This is a genomic window from Pseudophaeobacter profundi, assembly GCF_029697505.1.
GTDB classification, from domain to species: Bacteria; Pseudomonadota; Alphaproteobacteria; order Rhodobacterales; family Rhodobacteraceae; genus Pseudophaeobacter; species Pseudophaeobacter profundi.
Map to the genome: position 1 here is coordinate 1 of NZ_JARJEF010000019.1, position 18,828 is coordinate 18,828.

Below are 18,828 nucleotides of genomic sequence, written 5' to 3' on the forward strand. Positions count from 1 at the left end.
AGCTTCCTGCTCCTTGATCATTTGGATGATCTGTTCGTCCGTGAATCTCGTCTTCATTTGTCCGTCCTTCGGTTGGGCGGACTCTACACAAAACTGGAGGAAATTCAGGGGCTCAGGTCACGCTTTGCTGACCTTAAAGCGAGGTGTAGCGTCTCATCCTTCAGCCCCCTGATCTGAGGGTCCGCTTCCGGGAAACCTGGCAGATTCTTTCGCGCCTGCAGCGGAGCTTCCGCTGTGCCCTGCGTGAATGTCGTGGTTGGGCTGGCTCCAGTCATCTGGCGGCGGAGATCAGGCGCAGTATCCCAGCAACCCGATGCCGCGCCGCCGCAAGGCGGCCTTGAGCCCAAACCTACCTTGACGAAAAAGCGCCTAACCTGTCTGCTCGCCACATGAAGGTAACAGCAATTTTTGACAGTCAATATGAAGGCGAGCTTGCAGGAGCCGTTTGGATTTTAGACACGGCACCAAACAGGGTTCGATTTGAGGAAAGCACGGGTCTTGATCCGAACAGTGCGTTATTCTCCACAAAGAGCCACGACACGCCGAAATCTGCACCAGTTAGAATAATCTGGGGCATCATGGATCACTACCCTGACTCCAAGGAAATCGTAGTGATCGGCGTAGACCATGACGCTTCAATTGCTAAAACACTTAGAGAAGATTGCGAAACTGAGGCCACCAGTGAGGGTTTCATTTGCTGGCGCGCGAACGGCAACTAAGTCCCGCTCAGGGGACGACTGAAGGTATTTGACGGCTGCAGGTGCGGCGAATGGCGGCTTCTCCTGGTGCGTGTGCAGCGTGGAACCTGTGTCCTAATGGTAAAAACCAAGACTTTGCTAATGTCACTATCTGCGCAGACTTGCCGTTAGCTGCGAGCTATCATGGGTTTATATGATTGCGGAGAGGGCAGGTAGGATACGGCGGTTGCCTGCTCCCGCAACCAATAAATACATATAAATAACGGATACTTGCAGCCACCTACGGGTGGCTTTACGCGTTTGTATCAAGCCGTACTGGAAACACTGTGGAAGCAATAGGGACGCGTTTGGTAATGTGGTGAAAAAGAAACACTGCCGTAATGCCTGGTAAGGCGCTCACCACGCCGAATCTCTAAGGACAGATAGGGCAGGGGACATGGCAGCAGCAGAGGCGTACTGCATTCCAAACCCGTGGAAGCACACCGGGAGAAGATGAAACCAATCTACAACGATCCGGAGCTCACCACGCCGATAGGATTGCCAAGGCTGCTCCGAGGCTGCAAAGGGGGGAGGGCCGTCCAGCAAGAGGTCCAGGGGAGCGTTTCAGGTCTGAACGGGCAGAGCAGAAAACGCGAAACGCCTGATCAGAAACACGCCTGCCCATGCTGCAAATCGCCATTTTCTGTGCCAGCAACACATTGGTATTCAACAGCATGGACTACCTTCAGACATTGTTTGCAGCCAATACCGACGCCCTGAAATATGCTTCAGCAGATCTTGCTGGCCGTGTCAGATCCCGGTTCCCCGCCTCGTCAGAGAGAAAACCGCTGTCGCGTGCGATTGGCAAATGCGACCAGGGTCAGCATAACCGGAACTTCCACAAGAACCCCAACAACAGTTGCCAGCGCAGCCCCGGAATGCAACCCAAACAAGCTGATGGCGACAGCAACAGCCAGTTCAAAGAAATTTGACGTCCCGATCAGGGCGCAGGGCGCGGCGATCCTGTGGGGGACTTTCAGGGCAAATGCGGCGGCATAGGCAATCGCAAAGATACCATAACTTTGCAGGATAATTGGCACTGCGATCAATATGATGATGAAGGGTTTGGAGACGATTACTTGGCCCTGCAGACCAAAGAGGATCACGACAGTGACGATCAATCCGATGACCGAGTAGGGCTTCACCCGCGCCTGAAACTGTTCTATGGCCGCGTCAGACCCAAGGCGGCGGCGTGTCGCCAACCCTGCGACAAGTGGCAGTGCGATGAAGAGCAGGACAGACAAAACCAAGGTCGACCAGGGCACGATTATATCCGTGACCCCCAGAAGGATGGCCACGATCGGCGCAAAAGCGATGACCATGATGAGGTCATTTACCGATACCTGCAAAAGCGTATAGGTCGGGTCTCCGCGTGTTAGCTGCGACCAGACAAACACCATGGCCGTGCAGGGCGCAGCGCCAAGCAGGATCAGCCCGGCGATGTATTGCATCGCGTCTTCCTGCGGGATCCAGGGCGCAAAAACATAGCGGAAAAACAATACCGCCAGTGCCGCCATCGTGAAAGGTTTGACCAGCCAGTTCACAACAAGGGTGATAAGCAATCCGCGCGGTTGTTTTGCCACATCGCGCAGCGATTTTGGATCAACGCCCACCATCATCGGGTACACCATCGCCCAAATCAGCACGGCAACAACCAGATTGACGCTGGCGACTTCGGCCGCGGCGACGCCAGTCACCAATTGGGGGGCCGTATTTCCCAAAAGGATGCCGCCCCCATCGCCAATGCAATCCAAAGCGACAAATACCTTTCAAAAATGCTCACACCGCACTCCTTTGACGTATGCATCGCCTCGTAGTTGCCGCCCCGATTGGGGCCGCTCATGGTGGCCTCGTTGGGCAAGGCCAGGCGGGGGCGGCGATAATCACTTCGCCTGCCGCAATTGTACTGTTATTCTGGTGCATGGGGGAGCACCAAAATCAACCGGTCCGGCCCCTAAAGAAGGTTCAAGACTGCGTCTATTACATACTCTGTCTGCGCGTCGCTCTGGCCTGGGCACATAGGCAGGCTGATGACTTCTTTGGCCAGTGTTTCTGATAACGGGAAACGCCCTGGTTCATAGCCCATATCAGAATAGGCTTTTTGTAGGTGCGGCGGGATCGGGTAGTGGATGGCCGTGGCGACGCCTGCGGCATTCAGCCGGGTTTGAAACTGGTCTCTGTCGGCGTGGCGCAGCACATAGAGGTGCCACACCGGATCGGCCCAGTCCGGGACAAACGGAATGATTGCCCCAGCCTTGGCGAAGGCGTCACTATAGCGCCGGGCGATGGCCTGCCTTTTGCCGTTCCAGTCGTCCAGCACCCTTAGTTTGAGCGACAGCACCGCAGCCTGCAGCGGATCCAGGCGACTGTTCTGCCCCTTCAGTTCGTGGACATATTTTTCTTCGGAACCGTAATTTCGCAGCAGTTTCAAATGATGGGCAACGCTGGCATCATTGGTGACCAGGGCGCCGCCATCGCCCAAAGCCCCAAGGTTCTTTGACGGGTAGAAGCTGAATGTGGCGGTGCCCATGCTGCCCAGCGGTTTCGATTTGTACCGGGCGCCATGGGCCTGCGCCGCATCCTGTAGCAGGGGGAGATCGTGGCGGTCGGCCACGGCCTGAAGCGCATCGAGATCGGCGGGCTGACCATAGAGATGCACCGCCAAAATCGCCTTTGTTTTTGGTGTGATCGCGTCTGCGACGGCATCAGGATCAATGTTATGCGTGGCTTCAATGGGTTCAACCGGCACCGGAACAGCGCCGCATTGGCTGACCGCAAGCCAGGTCGCGATGAAGGTGTTGGCAGGCACGATGACTTCGTCCCCGGCACCGATGCCCATGGCCTGAAGGCCAAGACGCAGCGCGTCCAACCCATTGGCCACCCCGAGGCAATGCGCGGCACCGGTATAGCTGGCAAACTCGGCCTCGAACTGCTCCAGAATGGGGCCCATGATATATTGTCCTGACCGTGCGGACTGCACCAGGGCGGCCTCTATCTCAGGAGAGATATCAGACGCTGCCGCCTGAAGATCGAGAAAAGGAACCTTCATTGTGCGCCCACCGCCTGCAAGAATTCTTGTTGATCGCGTATATAATCCGCCTCGTCATAGGGGGCCGAGGCCATCACCATGCAGACCGACCCGGACGAAAAGTTATCGAGATACCGCCACATCATCGGACAGACATAGATACCATAATAAGACCGGTTCAGATGAAAGCGTTTCTTGTCAAAGCCGTCATCCAAAACGATATCAAAACTGCCTGACATGCAGATGATGAACTGGTGCAGATCCTTATGGGCATGTGCGCCGCGATCTGCACCGCCGGGAACGTCATAGAGATAGTAGACACGCTTGATATCAAACGGGATATGGTTTTGCCCTTCAACGAAGGTCAGGTTGCCCCTCGCATCCGCGATTTTGGGCAGGTCAACGACACGGCAATCTTTCAAGGGCATGGGTTTGGGCTCACTTTTGCTCTGCTACGATTATATAAGACTATGAACTTGGAAACGAAACCCTGGACATTTTGATACAGCGGGAACCAAAGCACATGTGGCAATCCCTGCACTAAGCAAATTCGGGTGCTGTTTCGCAACTGGTTTTGAGTGCAGAGAATGGCTGCAACTACAGGGGGAAAGTCACTTGCAGGTTCCAGGTGTTGATTGTTTTGGTAAAACCACCCAAGGTTGAGGTGGCCTGATCCGCGATACGCAGCGGAGAAAAACAGGATCCTTGCAACAGGGCATGGCACAAATGAATGGATTGAAGTGGTCTCGGCTATTCCTGCCTCTTGGGGGGATTATTGCTCTCGTGCTCTTGGGCGCCGTTGGTATGAGGTTTGTGCAGTTTGAACGGGCGTCCTATACCTTGCCACGATTGTTCATTCAGCTAGAGCGATCCATTGGCTATGACGGTTTTATCCATAATTTCAAAAATTTGGTCTTGCGTCCGCAGGAAGACGGCTATCTAGACGCTGCGCTGCAAGACTATGCCGTGGCCGAAAGCACGCTGAAAGAAATCTCAGTCAGGGTCAGAGCTTTTGGGGTCAAGGCCGATCTGGAACCTATTCAGAACACGCTGCGGGCCTATAGAGATATGCTGCAAATCGTCAAAGGATCACAGAAACAACAGCTGACGATATCGCAGGTTGATAGCCGGGTACGTATCTCTGACGAGGAGGCGGCGGCGCAGATCCGTGATTTTGAAAAGCAAATCATGGCCGTCATGGTGCGCCGACGGATCATTCTATACACTGTCGTCACCCTCGGCCTGGTTGCGGTGATCGCGGGCACCCTTCTTGTCACCTATGTGCAATCAAGACGGCTGCGCCAGGCCGAAGAGGACAAGCAAAAACTGGAAGAACAGGAGAGATATCTTCTGCAGGCGGAACGCATTGCCGGGCTTGGTCGCTGGAAGACGGATCGGCATGGCGGGATGATCTGGTCCGAAGCCATGGGCAAGATATGTGGCATCCCACCAGAAGAATTTCCGACCAGGCTAGAAGGCGTCTGGTCCTTTGTCCCTGTGGAAGACCAGCCCAAACTGCGGCTTGCTTCGGAACAGGCGGTGCAATCGCGGGGGCAGTTTTCCTGCTTGCATCGGATTCAGCGCCCGGATGGCAGCATGGTGAATGTCGTTGATAGCGGTGAAGTGGTGCTGGATGCCGATGGCCGGGTCATAGGTTTTGTTGGTACGCTGCAAGATGTGTCGCGCCTGGTTGATATGGAAAACGAGCTGCGCCAATCGCAAAAGATGGAGGCAATCGGCAATCTCGCAGGGGGAATGGCGCATGACTTCAACAATATTCTGGCGGTCGTTCTGGGCAATCTTGATCTGCTGGAGGAGACGGGCGTGAGCCCCGAGCAAGCCGACTATATTGCCAATGCTATCGACGCGACCCAACGCGGCGGTGACCTGACCCGCAACATCTTGGGCTTTGCACGGCGCTCACAGCTGGCACCAAACCAGCTCAAAGGGAATGATGTGGTGCGCGATGTGATGACCTGGTCCTCGCGCCTGTTGCCTGCGACCATCAACATAGAGACATCGCTCTTGGCGAACCTCTGGGCCTTTACCGCAGATGAGGGGCTGGCCAAAAACGCGCTGCTCAACCTGATCCTGAATGCCCGTGATGCGATGCCAGACGGGGGGCAACTGACGATTGAAACTGCGAATATCCGCATTGATGATGAATACATTGCCGAGCGCAGCGAAGAGCTGCTGCCGGGGCGCTATGTCATGATAGCGGTCAGCGATACCGGAACGGGGATCGAAAAAGACAAGTTGGCGCAGGTGTTCGAGCCCTTCTTCTCGACCAAGCCAATGGGGCAGGGGACGGGACTCGGCCTCTCTATGGTGCTGGGTTTCATGAAGCAGTCCGGCGGCACTGTGCGCATCTATTCCGAAGTCGGGGTTGGCACTTCTGTAAAGCTGTATTTCAAGGCAGAGACGGGTCGGGCCGCGCGCCCCAGCCCTGACCGGCCTGGACAGGATCTTTCGCATATTCACGGCAAGCGAATTTTGTTGGTCGAAGACAATGCCAAGCTTTTGACCGCCCAGGAAGATATGCTGACGGGGGTTGGTTTCGACGTGACGATCGCGACATCAGGTGATGAGGCGATGGCGACCTGGTTGCAGAACAGGGATTTTGACATTGTTGCAACTGATATCGTCATGCCGGGTAAACTGCAGGGGACCCACCTGGCCAAAGCGATCCGGGCAAAGGATCCAAGCGTGCCGTTCATTTTCATGTCGGGATATGCAAACGAGGCAACGGTTCACGGCAACGGGCTATTGCCGGAGGACATTCGCTTGATGAAGCCGGTGGGGCGCAACACGCTGCTTACCGCGATTACCAAATCTTTGGCTGACCGTGCCTAGCTGACCCGCGTGCCGACCAGCCTGGCCCTCAGGCTCTCATGGCTGGTGCTTGGTCTGCTGAAAGGTGTGGTTTTGGATGGTGGCACGTCATGGTGTCTTTTGAAAATGTAAAAGTCCCGCCTTGCGCTGGGGGCGCCGGTGGGCTGTTGATGGTCCATTGTGGCCCCTGGCATAGGGCGGCAGGTGGGCAGCCTTTGTAGATCTCATCGTGACACCAACTCTTAACGGGGCGTGTGGGTTAAGGGCCGGAAACGGCGAAGGTCGCCATTCTCTCACTGCGGGGGGAACGCTGATTCTTGCCTCATTTCGCGTTTGAGGGGCACAAACACACGTATTTCTTACCGAAGTCTTGCGCTCTGGGGGGCGGATTCTGTTCTTTTTGGGGATGAAAAGTCCAAGCTTTTACAAAGTTTTATGTAAAAGATTAACGAAAGTCTTAACGCCGGGTGGTCTTTTTAACGGTTTTCGCGTCAACTGAGGCACCAATAACCGGGGGGTTAAGGTTTTGTTTACTGCGTCACATTCTGCCCATTATTTCGTCCATTCCACGCCCAAACAGGCCCCATTCCAGCCGCATGACTGAACGACGATGTTGATGTGGGAATTTGGAGTGGAACATGAAACGATTATTTACAGTTATTGTAGCATGCCTAATGGCCAGCTTGCCGGGCCTTGCCAAAGCAGAGGGTTCGCAGGTTGGTGCGGACTCCTTCCCTGGCTGGGAAGCCGTTGGTCGCCTTAATATTTCTGGGCGCAACATGTGCACCGGATCTTTGATTGCGCCAAATCTGGTGCTGACCGCAGCGCATTGCCTCTATGATCCGGTTTCTGGTCGGGCGATTGATCCAACGACGATTAAGTTTGAGGCCGGCCTGGTCGGTCGTCGTGCAAAAGCCGCCCGCAATATTACCAAGGCGGTGATGCATCCTGGCTATGATCATTTCCGTAGCAACACGTCTTTGATGGGGAATGATATCGCGGTATTGCGCCTGTCTCATCCGATCAGCTCGGCTGAGATACGCCCGCTGGTGATGTCATGGGAAGCCGCCCGCGGAGACGCTGTTGGGGTCTTGTCTTACAATTTCACCCATGCGACAAGACCGAGCTTGGAACGCAGCTGTGAAGTGTTGGCAAAGCAGCGTACCACCCTGGTGATGTCGTGCCGTGTTGAATTCGGTGCCTCGGGGGCCCCTGTCTTGCAGGTGGTGCCTGGACGTCTGCCAAGGTTGGTGTCGGTGATTTCTGCCAAGGCTGCGATGGGAAGCCAGCCAGTGTCGATTGGCACTGCCCTGGATTCCTCCCTGTGGCGATTGATGCAACAGGCCGGCTAACTTCGACGTCGTTTCTTTGCGATGTTCCCAGGTGACCCACTTGCTAGAATGGCAGTGGGAAACATCGGAACCAGATAGTGGATCGCTGCATTCCAGTTCTTAGATCAGCGTCGCTCTAAGGTTCTCGAAATGCTTCCTGGGATTTATACAGCGGTTTCAACAGATAGTTCAGAACAGTCTTGGACCCGGTCTGCAATTCAGCAGTGGCCCGCATGCCTGGGCGGATTTCAATGGTTTTCTGCCGCTCGGTCAGCTTTGAACGGTCAACCCGCACCGTTACCCGGTAAAAGGGCTCTGCACGGGGGTTGCGTTCATCTTCAAAGGTATCAGCCGAGACAAAATCCACTTCGCCGTTCAGGGCACCATAGATGGTGTAATCATAGGCTGACAGTTTTATAGTGGCCGTCTGACCGGTTTGCACGCTGGCGATGTCTTTTGGTTTGACCCGCGCTTCGACAAACAGCTCTTCCCCCATCGGGATGATCTCAAAGATCTCTTCTCCGGGGCGCACGACGCCGCCAATTGTGGTCACGCCCAGGCTGTTTACGATCCCTGACATCGGCGATGTGATGACGGTGCGGTCCAGTTGATCCTGGGCCAGCCGCTGGTCCTGCCGCAAAGAGGTCAACTCGCGCAGGACTTCGGAATATTCCTCCGCCCGCTTCAGCTCATTCTGGGTGCCGATCTCGTTGAATTTGGCCTGCGCATCGGTCGCTGCCTTTTGGGCGCGGTTCACTTCGATCAGGGCCACGATATTTTGTTCATAGAGCCGATGCATATTGGCCAGCTCGTCATTCAGTTGATCGAGGATCTTGCGTGCGCTGGTGCGGCGGCTGTCAAAATCCCCCTGCCGTGCCTTGAGCAGGGCGCGTTCCGAGGCCAGAATTTCGCCAGATCGGTCGGCAAGCTCATCCGGGACGAAAAATTCATATGCACCGTCCATTTCCGCCTCTAGCCGGAACTGTTTGATTTCCAGCGTATCGATCTGATCCTGCAGTTCATCCGCGATGGTGCGAAATTTGGTGTCTTGCAGTTTGGCCAGCACCTGTCCGGCCTTTACTTCATCGCCTTGTCGCACATGCAGTTCGGCCAGGATCCCACCTTCGAGGTTCTGCACGATCTGCGCCCGTGAGGAAGAGACGACTTCGCCCTCACCGCGCACGATTTCATCCACCGAGGCAAAGGCGGCCCAAGCCAGAAACAGCACCAGGGCGGCCCCGACCAGATAGACGATGCGGCTGGCGCCGCGGGCGCTCTGGTCCAGATCATAGGGGGTGGGCGTGTTCATTTGCCCTCTCCGGCGGCGAGATGTGCCAGAACCTTGTCGCGCGGCCCATCCACAACCATGCGCCCATCCTGCAAGATCAGGGTGCGGTTTGTCAGGGTGAGGATCGGCATCCGGTGCGTGGCGATCACGGCAGTACGGCCCTGCAGCCAGGTTTCCAGGCGGCTTACCAGGGTACGTTCCAGCGTCTGGTCCAGCGCCGCAGTGGGTTCATCCAGCAGCACGATTGATGGGTTCTGCAGCCAGAGCCGTGCCCAGCCGATGGATTGGCGTTGACCAATGGACAGGCCGCCACCACCATCGCCGATATCCAGATCCAGCCCCTTGTGATGGCCGCGCACATAGGTGCCCAAACCGGAAAAATCCAAGGCCTCCATCAGGCGGGTATCGTCGCGTTCCAGCTGGTTCAGGTTCAGGTTATCGCGCAGCGAGCCCGAAAAAAGCCGGACATCCTGGCTGAGATAGCCAATATTGCGGCGCAGGTCGCGTGGATCGATCTGGCCCATATCGGTGCCATCGATCATGATCCGGCCGGCATCGGGCGAATAAAGCCCGGACAACAGCTTGATCAGGGTGGATTTGCCAGATCCATTGACGCCTAGAACCGCCACCCGCTGGCCGGGTGTAATGGCAACACCCGGCACATCCAGGGTGGGGGCGGCGTCTTCATCGTAGCGAAACACCACTTCGCGCAGTTCAAAGCGGCCCTCAAGCTGTTCACGGCGCAGGTAGCTGCGTTCGGCGTCCATTTCTTGCGGCGCTTTGGCGATGGCCTCCAGACCTTCCAGGGCACCCTTGACGTTGCTCCAGCGGGCCATGGTGGCTGCAAACTGGGTCAGCGGGGCCAGGGTACGACTGGTCAGGATCCCGGTGGCAATGATGGTGCCGACGGTGAAGTCCCCGGCAAAAACCAGAAGCGTGCCCATTACAACGGCGGTGATATAGGTGGCCTGCTGGATTCCCTGCGACCAGAAAGTCAGCGCGCTGGCCAGGCGGCGTTGCTCGGTCGAGGAATGCGACGACAGCATGTTCAGCTCATCCCACATCCGCATCACCCGGTCTTCGCCACGCTGGGTTTTCACGGTGTCCAGCTCGGTGATCACCTCGTGCAGCAACCGGCCGGCCTTGGCATTGGCGCCCTGGGTCTGCCGCGTAAGGGCAATCATCTTGCGCTGCATGAAATAGGCCGGCAGCAGCATCATCACGCCGCCCGCCATGATCACCCAAACGATAGGGCCGGCGATAGAGGCCACCAGCAACAGGAAGACGGCGATAAAGGGAATATCGGCCAGGGTCGAGATGGTCGATGAGGTGAAGAATTCGCGTACGGCGCCAAAGTCGCGCATCGCCGCAAACAGCCCCGATGGCGGCAGCGGTTTCTTGTCCGAGCGCATGCCGATGAGGCGGCGCATCAGGTTGTGCTGCACCGAGAGTTCGATCTGACGCCCGGCGGCATCGGTCAGCCGGGCACGGGCGACCTTCAACAGCGCCTCTAGCATGATGGCCAGAAAAGCCCCGAGGGCCAGAACCCAAAGCGTGGCGTGGGACTGGTGCGGTACCACCCGGTCATAGACCTGCAGCGAGAACAGCGCCACCGAAACCGCAAGGATATTTGCAACCAGAGACCCCAGCATGATTTCGCCCACCTGACGGCGGTATTTGGGGAATTCGCCCCAGAACCAGTGATCGCTGTCCAGTTGCGGCGTGTGCCGCGCTGCCATCTGTTTCAAAGAGGGGCGGGCGATCAACAGGGTGCCGGTGAAAAACGGGGAGAATTCGCTTAGCGGGACTTTGGTGCGATTGTCGGGGCAGGTGGTGTCAAAAATGATCAGCTGATCCATGTCCTGGCTCAGCACCAGCACACATTGACCGCCTTTCATCATGGCGAGGGCTGGCCACTCAGCCTGGTTCAGCTCCTGCTGCTGTTGCAGTTTCACCTGCAACCCGGTTGATCCCAGCGCCTGTGCCAGGCTCTCGGCCGAGGTATCGCCAGAGTGGTTGCCCCACATGAAATTGGCGATATCGCCAGCCTGGGCCTCGGTCCCTTTCAAAGAGGCGAGGGTGGCAATCAGGGTGGCGCGGTGTCGGATGCGGGCAGAGGCACCTTCGATCAGGCTGCCGACTTCTCGCCGCCCCTGGGGCGCAGCGGCAGAGCCAGCGTCGGCTGGCGTGGCCTTTGGTGCGGCAGGGGCAGCCGCAACCGGTGTGGCCGGGCGATTAGCCGCCGGGCTGAGCGGAACCGCCCGCAGCTTTGTCTTGCCGGGTTTGCGCGGCTGATTGCTGGCCTTGGGGGGGGCATCCGGCGGGGTGCGTGAGGTCGTGTCGGTCAAATCTTGTCCCCATCCGCCAAAAGGCCCATGTCACGCGCCAGTGCCAACTGGATCAGCACAACTTCGTATTTTGCTTCGATATGATCTTGTTCGCGTTTTACCAACTCTTCGTAGATGTTGACGACATCCATCACCGGTCGCTGGCCAGCCTCGAACTGGGCCTTGAACAGCCTGTAGGTTTCGCGGCTTGCGCGGGCAAGGGTCGCGGCCTCGGTGGTTTGGCGCTGATAAGAGCCAAGCCGTTGGACCTGGCGGGCGTAGCTGCGGCGTGCATCTTCTTCGGCCTCGCCAATCTGGCGCCGGGCGGCCTCTTTCGAGGCTTCTATGGCCTGTAGCGCCGCAGGGGTGCCAAGCCCCAGAGGTTCGGCCAGATCCAGCGTCAGCCCCGCGCCAGAGCCATCCGAGGTGACATTGCCGGCCGCCGCAATCTGCGGCAGCAGGCCAGCGCGGTTCACCACGGCCTGGGCCACGTTGCGATTGGCCTGTGCCTGCGATTTCAGCACCGCCAGATATTGCGCGTCTGTCGGCGGCGTGCCCAGATCCAGTTTGCCAGGCTTTTCAGAAAAGGTTTCACCGGTCATGGCGGTCAGCTCGGCGCGGGCCGTTTTGGCACTATCCTGTGCCGTGGTGCGGGCGTTGCGCATGCCGCTGATTTTGCTGTCGACCACATTGAGGTCGGCGCGGTTGGAAAGCCCGCCTTCGACGCGACCTGCGACAATGCGGCGAAACTCTTGCATCTGGGTCAGGGCGCGGCTGCTATAGGCGGATTTTTCGTCGCCGCGCAGCCCCGCAACATAGAGCCCAACAGCCTCTTCCACCCGTTCGTTCATATCGACCGACAGATTGACCGCTGCGACTTCGACATCGGCGGCGGCAAAGTCGCGTTCCGCCTTGCGGCGGCCATTGTCAAACAGTACCTGCTGGATCAGCATTCCGGCGACCAGTTCTCCCAGGTCTGTCAGGCTGACCGAGGGACCAATGGTGGGCAGCCAGTTCTTGGCCTCGGCCTCGGCGCGCAGTTTGGCGCTGATCAGCTCTGCCTCAGAGGCGCGGGCCGAGGCTGCCACCGCCGCTTCGGCGACGCTGTTGTAGATGGTGCCTTCGGCCAGCAAGGAACGCCGTTCAAGCAGGGTCGAAATGACCTCAGAGCGGGTCTCGCCCTCGGGTTGGGCAAAATTGCTGCCGTGCTGGGGCAGGTCGGTCTGGTTGCCAGAGCTACCCAGCAGGGACGGCATGCCATCTGCGCAGCCTGACAGGCTGCACAACAGTGCCAATACGCCAATGGGTTGTGCCAATTGCATAGTGCCCCCGCCCGTTGATAGGCCCTGTGGTGGTCTAGGTAGGACCGGCCGCGATGGTTCGGGCCGGTCCGCGTGATCAGATGATGACAGAGACGTCTTGATCGATGACCAGCGTCGTGCCGTCGTCGCCAATGGTATAGACGTTGTACATCTCACCATCGACATTGCGGGTGCCTGCAAGGGTTGCTCCGGTCATGGTGACACTGTCCTCACCGGGGGTAGAGCCACTGTGGATGGTCAGGGTGTCCGAGTTCTCGGACAGGGCCTTGATATCCGCTTCGGTCAGGACAAGAGACACATTTGCAGCCGCGCCGAGGTCCAGTTCGTCGATGTTGAACTGGCCAAGACCCGCATGGGTCAGGGTGCTGGCGGTCGTGGCATTGTCTTCCAGCACCAGCAGGGTGGAAGAGCCATTGCCAAGCGTATCAACATTGGTGACCACCAGATCGGTGCCGTCGGGGATGGCGTTGTTGAAGTCGAAGGAGGTGTTGCCTCCGCTTTCAGTGATCACCACCCCAGGCGAGGAGACACTGCCATCGCCTTCGAGTGCGTTGACGGCAATGGTTTCGCCTGTTGCTGCAGTGCCTTCGACGCTGAAGGCACTGATATCGCTGCTACCGATCTCATAGGTGATGGAATCCAGCAGTGGCGCTTCGAAGATGGTATCCACCTCAAAGCTTTCGGTCAGAGTGCTGGTGTTGCCAGCCGCATCTGTCGCCACGATCGTTGCGTCGGCGCTATATTCCCCGGGCGGAAGATCGGCGCCTGAAAATTCAGCGCTCCAGTTGCCGGCCGCATCCACGGTGGCGCTCTTGGCTTTGCCCTGGATGGTCACCACAACGCTAGAGCCTGGCTCGACGGTGCCCTGCAAGGCGAAGCCGGCGTTAAGTTCGTCCTGATTGACCACATCATTGGCTGTCTGGTTGGCATCAGAGGTAAAGGGCGTGACCTCGGTGTCAATGGCCACGCTATGAACAACGCTGCCAGTATTGCCCGCCGTATCAGTTGCCTGCACCACTACGTCCACATCCGTAGTGCCGGTGGGGATGGCGTTGGTGGGGACGGTAACGCTCCAGTTGCCGGCCGTATCCACGATGGCGTTCTGGGCCGCGCCAGTGCCGATTGCAACCTGCACCGAAGAACCGGGTTCAACGGTGCCGGTCAGGGTGACGCCATCGGCGCGTTCGGTCGCGTTGATGGTGTTGTCGCCTGCAATGCCATTGGTGTTCAGGGTCAGCGGGGTAACCAGTGTATCGAGCGCAACGGTGTCCGACGCGCTGGCTGTATTGCCTAGGTCATCGGTGATCGACGCGGTAATATCCAAGGTCTCGGTTCCCTGAGGGATGCTGCCGACCGGGAAGATTGTGCTCCAGTTGCCGTCGACATCCGACATCACCTGGGTAGTGGCAGAGCCAAGACCGACCGTGACGGTCATGCCCGGTGTGGCGGTGCCGCTGATTTCGACGCCATCGGCGCGTTCGACCGCATTGATCACATCGTCGATTTCGATCGGATCCGGCGACAGGGCGACGGTGCCCGCCACGGTGTCAATCCGCAGCGGCGAAGAGGTCGTCGCGCTATTGCCTGCCAGATCGGTCGAGGTAACATTGACAACAGTGTTATATTCCCCCCCCAGAAGAGCGCCGGGCGCAAAGGTTGCTTCCCAGTTGCCAGCGGAATCGGCCGTCACAATGCGCGAAACGCCAGCAATCTCCACGACAACGCTGGCCCCTGCTTCGGCGAGTCCAGTCAGGGTGACACCCGCCTGTGCCTCGGCACCGGAAACTGCGTCGTCGCCGCCAGCATGGCTGCTGTTCAGGATGACCGAGGTTTCGGTATCGACATGCAGGCTGTGATCGCTGGTCGCGCTGTTGCCCGCCAGATCGGTAGAGGTCACGGTGGCGGTGCTGTCATAGGTGCCACCAGCAATCTGTGACGCGTCATAGCTCACCGACCAGGTGCCATCGGCGGCTACGGTGGTTGTTTGGATCACGCCCTGGAACAGCACTTCGATCGCGGCCCCGGCTTCGCCATTGCCGGACAGGATCACCCCATCCGAGGCTTCGGCCTGGTTGATCACATCGTCTGTTTCGACCGTGTTGACGGCGATGGGCGGGGCAATGGTGTCGACAATCAGGGTGTCGCTGAAGGTGGCGCTATTGCCAAAGCTGTCGGTGGTGGTGATGGAAACCGGGGTGTCATATTCACCGGTGGAGATTTCACCGGGTGCAAAAGTGACAGACCAGGTGCCATCGCTGCCAACTGTTGTGGTCTGGGTGGCGCCATTTACCAGCACGCTAACGCTAGCGCCTGCTTCGCCGGTTCCGGCAATAACGGTGCCGCTGGCGTGGGTCGCGGCATTGACCAGATCGCCGGTGGAATCCGTGCCGCTGGTGACCTCCAGATCAGGCGGCGTGGTGTCGATCACCACAGCGGGCCCGTCCAGATCATGTTCTGTCCCATCCGGGTCAGAGACCTGAACAGTGGTGTCATAGGAGCCATCAACTGGCAGATCCCCAACCGGGAAGGTGACTTCCCAGGTGCCGTCGTCTTGGATGGTGCCGGTTTGGGTGACGCCGCCAAGATCGACCTCGACCTCGGCGCCGGGGGTGCCGGTGCCGGTGATCACAATAGGGGCAGTGGTGGATCCGGCCACCGGATATGTCGCGTCAGGATTGTCGACCGTGGGCAGGATCGGACCACCGCCGCCACCGCCACCACCACCGCCGCCATTGTTGCCACCGCCACCGCCACCGCCGGCGAGGACAGCAACGCCAGCCGCACCGGCGGCCGCGCCCGCAGCGCCAAACCCGCCGAAGAGCGGCGCGGCCAGGGGGGCAATCACGGGTTCGATACGATCAACGTTCAGAAAGACCATGTCGTCATAGGCGGACCACTTCCCCGAAAGATCCAGCGGTTCGTAGCTCGCAAAGAGCGCACCTTCGGCTTTGTCTTCCAGAACCACCTCGACGAAATTGCCTTCCTCGCTGAGGAACAGGTTCTTACCGCCTGGGGTGTTCTGGCTGTAATAGTTCTGCAAAACAAGGATTTGCCCATCGGCCAGCACCAGGTGGAGATCCGATCCCCGACGCATATAGCTGTCAATGTCCGACGCACTGAGGTTCAGCGAAATATCCTTGGAGTGGGTAACATTCAGCAGAGAGGGAGACCCCTCTGAAAAAGTGCTTTGACGGGTGGTTCCCGAGAGATCCCGAGTGATAAATCCAACAGTTTTCATATTTTCGCCGCTCGTTCATAGACCGTGCGACGCCCAAAGCGAGGGACGCGTGACGGTCTTGTGCCTGTAAAGTTCTGCCTCGGGCCGTTCTTTGCGGCCATATTGTGGATATATTGCGTCTAATTTTAATCAACTGTCTAGTCGATGCGTGCCGGGAGAGGCCACGACCCCTGGGTAAGCGTGACTTGTTTGCCGCATGTTTGGCCTTGGGAAACCCGTCAAGCGGGCTTTGTTAACAGCTGGTTAACGCTATTGGGGTGGTGGGCTGGTGGATGATACGGCAGGGGAGCGTTGAGCGCTGTTTCTGGCGACAGGCCCTGCCGAATATGGCGGCGCTACGGCAGGCCAATGCCATCGGTTTTGCTTGCATAGAGGCGGGCCTTGGCAGGGCTGACACAGCGATGGAAAAATCCAAGCAGGGACTGGTCCGGCGGTGGGTTGCGTCGGGGGCTGCGCTTGCAATGGCAAAGTTGTGAAGGAATTTGTTAATTTTCCTCTGGATATTAACTGAAAGTACACCAGATCTTATTAGTATGAACCATGAACCTAATGTCCCCGCGCGCAAGTTCACGCGGATGACGAAACGGCGCCCGAGCCCCGTCCACACCCGAGCAAGCCCTCTGACCGAAGCGGGTCGCCGGTGCGTTGGGCACCGCCGGATGAGAGCAGAGATCACACAACCAAAGACACTCGCGGACATCCCTCGGCCAGGCTTGGCCTGTCTCGTGTCCGTGGGTTTCCCACCGCCAGGAGGACAGGCGCAGCGTAACCCCAGGAGGCTAGATCCCGATGAATAACATTGCCGAGATTTTTGCAGAGCAATACGGCCAGACCCGTGAAGAGGAAATGTCCCTCAACTCCTATCTTGAGGGGTGCCGAACGGATCCGAGCCTCTATGCCAATGTGGCTGAGCGGATGCTCAAGGCGATTGGCGAGGAGGAGATCATTGATACCTCACGCGATGCGCGTCTTGGGCCGATCTTTCAGAACCGCACCATCAAACGCTATCGCGCCTTTGAAGATTTCTATGGGATGGAAGACACCATTGAACGGATCGTCGGCTATTTCCGCCATGCTGCCCAGGGCTTGGAAGAGCGCAAGCAGATCCTCTATCTCTTGGGGCCAGTGGGCGGTGGTAAGTCCTCTTTGGCAGAGCAACTCAAACGGCTGGTCGAAGATCAACCGATCTATGTGCTGAAAGCGGGCGATCAGCTGTCGCCAATCTATGAAAGCCCGCTGGGCCTGTTTGACCCGGTGCGCATGGGTGAGGTGCTGGAAGAGAGCTACGGCATTGCCCGCCATCGGCTGCCTGGTCTTCTCTCACCCTGGGCGGTGCAGCGGCTGGATGAGTATGGCGGTGATATCAACAAATTCACCGTGGCGCGGATCTATCCTTCGGGGCTGCGGCGCGTGGGGGTAGCCAAGGTCGAACCCGGTGATGAAAACAACCAGGATATTTCAACCCTGGTGGGTAAGGTCGACATTCGCCAGCTAGAGCATTTCAGCCAAGACAACCCGGATGCCTATAGTTTCTCTGGTGGTCTGAACCGCGCTAATCAGGGCATCTTGGAATTTGTCGAGATGTTCAAGGCGCCGATCAAGATGTTGCACCCCCTGCTGACAGCCACCCAGGAAGGCAACTATATGGGCACTGAAAGCTTTGGGGCCATTCCCTTTACCGGCCTGGTGCTGGCCCATTCCAATGAGAGCGAATGGCAGGCCTTTAAGAACAACAAGAACAACGAGGCCTTTATCGACCGGGTGTCGATCGTCAAGGTGCCGTATTGCCTGCGGGTCAGTGATGAGGCGCTTATCTATGACAAGCTGATCCAGCACAGTGAGCTGGCCGCTGCGCCCTGTGCGCCAGAAACGCTCAAGATCCTCAGCCGGTTTTCAGTGCTGACCCGGTTGAAGCCGCACGAGAATTCGAACCTTTATTCCAAGATGCGGGTCTATGACGGCGAGAGCCTGAAAGACACGGACCCCAAGGCCAAGACCGTGCAGGAATACCAGGATCGGGCCGGGGTGGATGAGGGCATGACCGGGATCTCTACCCGCTTTGCCTTCAAGGTGCTGTCGTCGACCTTCAATTTCGACACCAATGAAATCGCCGCCGATCCGGTGCATCTGATGTATGTGTTGGAACAGACGATCAAGCGGGAACAGTTTCCGCGCGAGGTAGAGGCAAAGTATCTGGAGTTCATCAAATCCGATCTGGCGCCGCGCTATGAGGAATTCATCGGCAATGAAATTCAAAAGGCCTATCTTGAGAGCTACACTGAATATGGCCAGAATGTCTTTGACCGCTACATTGCCTATGCCGACGCTTGGATCGAAGAGCAGGATTACAAGGATCCCGACACTGGCCAGCTCTATGATCGCGACATCCTGGATGCTGAGCTGAGCAAAATCGAAAAGCCGGTCGGGATCGCCAATCCCAAGGATTTTCGCAACGAGGTGGTCAAATTTGCTCTGCGCCACCGGGCCAATACCGGGTCGAACCCTGCCTGGAATTCTTATGAGAAACTGCGTGATGTGATTGAAAAGCACATGTTCAGTCAGGTCGAGGAACTGCTGCCGGTGATCAGCTTTGGCAGTAAGAAGGATAGCAAGACGGAAAGCAAACACCAGGAATTTGTCGAGCGCATGCGCAGTCACGGTTACACTGACCGTCAGGTGCGCCGCTTGGTGGAATGGTACATGCGGGTCAATAAGGCCGGGTAAC

Annotated in this window: 10 protein-coding genes and 1 pseudogene; 4 read left to right on the top strand and 7 right to left on the bottom strand. The window is 57.8% G+C overall.

Annotation, left to right across the window (positions count from 1 at the left end):
• Positions 1–389: 389 nt before the first annotated feature.
• Positions 390–719 (top strand): hypothetical protein, encoded by a 330-nt coding sequence (locus P2081_RS19100; RefSeq protein ID WP_278924392.1) that lies wholly within the window; start codon positions 390–392, stop codon positions 717–719.
• 791 nt (positions 720–1,510) lie between these two features.
• On the opposite strand, the pseudogene arsB reads toward P2081_RS19100, so the two are convergent.
• The 3 genes and pseudogenes from arsB to P2081_RS19115 form a co-directional block, all read right to left on the bottom strand.
• Positions 1,511–2,520: pseudogene (gene arsB, locus P2081_RS19105) on the bottom strand (ACR3 family arsenite efflux transporter).
• Positions 2,521–2,691: 171 nt separating this feature from the next.
• Positions 2,692–3,786 carry a DegT/DnrJ/EryC1/StrS family aminotransferase gene (locus P2081_RS19110; protein ID WP_278924393.1) on the bottom strand — a complete coding sequence of 365 codons (1,095 nt, stop codon included), beginning with the start codon at positions 3,784–3,786 and terminating at the stop codon, positions 2,692–2,694.
• Entirely contained in the window at positions 3,783–4,193 is a 411-nt protein-coding gene (locus tag P2081_RS19115) for a sugar 3,4-ketoisomerase (protein WP_278924394.1), read from the bottom strand. The genes P2081_RS19110 and P2081_RS19115 overlap by 4 nt, the downstream gene beginning before the upstream one ends.
• Before the next feature lie 376 nt (positions 4,194–4,569).
• On the opposite strand from P2081_RS19115, the gene P2081_RS19120 reads away from it, so the two are divergent.
• Both P2081_RS19120 and P2081_RS19125 read left to right on the top strand, forming a co-directional pair.
• Positions 4,570–6,618 (top strand): PAS domain-containing hybrid sensor histidine kinase/response regulator, encoded by a 2,049-nt coding sequence (locus P2081_RS19120; RefSeq protein WP_278924395.1) that lies wholly within the window; start codon positions 4,570–4,572, stop codon positions 6,616–6,618.
• A 617-nt stretch (positions 6,619–7,235) separates the two neighbouring features.
• On the top strand, positions 7,236–7,949 hold the full coding sequence (locus P2081_RS19125; protein ID WP_278924396.1) for a trypsin-like serine peptidase: 714 nt from the start codon (positions 7,236–7,238) through the stop codon (positions 7,947–7,949).
• A 115-nt stretch (positions 7,950–8,064) separates the two neighbouring features.
• Here P2081_RS19125 and P2081_RS19130 read toward each other — a convergent pair whose 3' ends face one another.
• The 4 genes from P2081_RS19130 to P2081_RS19145 form a co-directional block, all read right to left on the bottom strand.
• The gene (locus tag P2081_RS19130) at positions 8,065–9,237 is read right to left on the bottom strand and encodes an HlyD family type I secretion periplasmic adaptor subunit (RefSeq protein WP_278924397.1); all 1,173 of its coding nucleotides are present in this window, start codon (positions 9,235–9,237) and stop codon (positions 8,065–8,067) included.
• The gene (locus P2081_RS19135; protein ID WP_278924398.1) at positions 9,234–11,564 is read right to left on the bottom strand and encodes an ATP-binding cassette domain-containing protein; all 2,331 of its coding nucleotides are present in this window, start codon (positions 11,562–11,564) and stop codon (positions 9,234–9,236) included. Before P2081_RS19135 ends, P2081_RS19130 begins: the two co-directional genes overlap by 4 nt.
• Entirely contained in the window at positions 11,561–12,865 is a 1,305-nt protein-coding gene (locus tag P2081_RS19140; protein WP_278924399.1) for a TolC family protein, read from the bottom strand. The genes P2081_RS19135 and P2081_RS19140 overlap by 4 nt, the downstream gene beginning before the upstream one ends.
• A 76-nt stretch (positions 12,866–12,941) precedes the next feature.
• A complete protein-coding gene (locus P2081_RS19145; RefSeq protein WP_278924400.1) occupies positions 12,942–16,103 on the bottom strand; it encodes a beta strand repeat-containing protein in 3,162 nt (1,053 codons plus the stop codon).
• A gap of 789 nt (positions 16,104–16,892) precedes the next feature.
• Here P2081_RS19145 and P2081_RS19150 point away from each other — a divergent pair.
• Entirely contained in the window at positions 16,893–18,827 is a 1,935-nt protein-coding gene (locus tag P2081_RS19150) for a PrkA family serine protein kinase (RefSeq protein WP_278924401.1), read from the top strand.
• Position 18,828: the final 1 nt, after the last annotated feature.

Excerpts from the sequence above, each read along its gene's own strand:
- P2081_RS19115 (WP_278924394.1), bottom strand. The coding sequence starts at position 4,193 with ATGCCCTTGAAAGATTGCCGTGTCGTTGACCTGCCCAAAATCGCGGAT.
- P2081_RS19140 (WP_278924399.1), bottom strand. The coding sequence starts at position 12,865 with ATGCAATTGGCACAACCCATTGGCGTATTGGCACTGTTGTGCAGCCTG.
- P2081_RS19100 (WP_278924392.1), top strand. The coding sequence starts at position 390 with ATGAAGGTAACAGCAATTTTTGACAGTCAATATGAAGGCGAGCTTGCA.
- P2081_RS19110 (WP_278924393.1), bottom strand. The coding sequence starts at position 3,786 with ATGAAGGTTCCTTTTCTCGATCTTCAGGCGGCAGCGTCTGATATCTCT.
- P2081_RS19130 (WP_278924397.1), bottom strand. The coding sequence starts at position 9,237 with ATGAACACGCCCACCCCCTATGATCTGGACCAGAGCGCCCGCGGCGCC.
- P2081_RS19145 (WP_278924400.1), bottom strand. The coding sequence starts at position 16,103 with ATGAAAACTGTTGGATTTATCACTCGGGATCTCTCGGGAACCACCCGT.
- P2081_RS19120 (WP_278924395.1), top strand. The coding sequence starts at position 4,570 with ATGAGGTTTGTGCAGTTTGAACGGGCGTCCTATACCTTGCCACGATTG.
- P2081_RS19125 (WP_278924396.1), top strand. The coding sequence starts at position 7,236 with ATGAAACGATTATTTACAGTTATTGTAGCATGCCTAATGGCCAGCTTG.
- P2081_RS19150 (WP_278924401.1), top strand. The coding sequence starts at position 16,893 with ATGAATAACATTGCCGAGATTTTTGCAGAGCAATACGGCCAGACCCGT.